Origin of the sequence: Flavobacterium denitrificans DSM 15936 (assembly GCF_000425445.1) — a bacterium.
GTDB lineage: Bacteria > Bacteroidota > Bacteroidia > Flavobacteriales > Flavobacteriaceae > Flavobacterium > Flavobacterium denitrificans.
Genome location: NZ_AUDL01000030.1, coordinates 1 through 1,025, shown reverse-complemented (window position 1 = coordinate 1,025; position 1,025 = coordinate 1). Strand labels below are relative to the sequence as shown.

Here is a 1,025-nt window from a genome sequence, read left to right as displayed (position 1 = left end):
AGAACGTTGTAGGCAATTTTACCGCAGAACAACTCTACAGTTTAGAAAAATATAATTACAAAAGTCAATATGTCGAAACCATCAGAAAGATTTAAAAAGCGAAAAAACGCTAAAGAACTACTACAAAGAATTTCTGATAATGCTATCGAATATTTAATAATCCATTATTCCTGTGAAAGTTTTTATGATTTGCCTGAAGGCAATACTCCAAGAATCACCTCAATTGGAGTTCGATACGTCAAAAATGCACAAACTCATTCTTTCTCAATACACAAAATTGCCGAGTTAAGACAAATTGCATCTGATCAAATTAATCAAAATTATAATGATTTAGAAAAAGCTATGCTTGACGAATATTTTGATTTTGTTTCAAAACACATTAATCATAAATGGATACATATAAATATGCGAAATATTAATTATGGTTTTGAAGCTATAAATCATAGATATAGAGTATTAGGAGGAAATCCAATTTCAATAAATGATGATTCAAAAATTGATTTAGCCAGATTATTTATTGACCTATACGGAAAAGAATATGCTCCACATCCGAGATTTGAATCTCTTTACTTGCTCAATAATATTACAATGACAGATTTCTTGAATGGAACTCAAGAAGCTCAAGCTTTTGTTGAAGGAAACTATGTGGGTTTACATCAATCAACTTTGAGAAAAATTGACAATATGCATAATGTTCTTACACTTGCTAATGAAGATGATTTGAAGAATAAAAGCACGTTATTCCAAATGTATGGAATTAGTTTATCAGGATTATATTATATGTCTAAAGATAATTGGATTGTAGCAATTATTTTTTGGATAACAAACACAATTATTGCGACTGTAATTGGCATTGGAGTAACTTTATTAATAAGTGGTAAATAAGAAAAACTGCCTACAACAGCCACTACAACGGATTTGGGCATTGGGCTTAATGGAAAAATGGTTTTGTACTTGGGATGATTTGGCAAATCCGAAGAATTGGCTTAATTTAATCCCAAACCCGCTGTAGTGCCAGAACGTTA

The 1,025-nt window shown here is 30.6% G+C and carries 1 protein-coding gene; it reads left to right on the top strand.

Annotated features, from left to right (window positions below; all coding sequences use genetic code 11):
• The first annotated feature begins 69 nt into the window (after positions 1-69).
• Positions 70-885, top strand: a complete 816-nt coding sequence (locus H600_RS0111730) for a hypothetical protein (protein WP_026728955.1) — start codon at positions 70-72, stop codon at positions 883-885.
• The last annotated feature ends 140 nt before the right edge of the window (positions 886-1,025 follow it).

Excerpts from the sequence above, each read along its gene's own strand:
- H600_RS0111730 (WP_026728955.1), top strand. The coding sequence starts at position 70 with ATGTCGAAACCATCAGAAAGATTTAAAAAGCGAAAAAACGCTAAAGAA.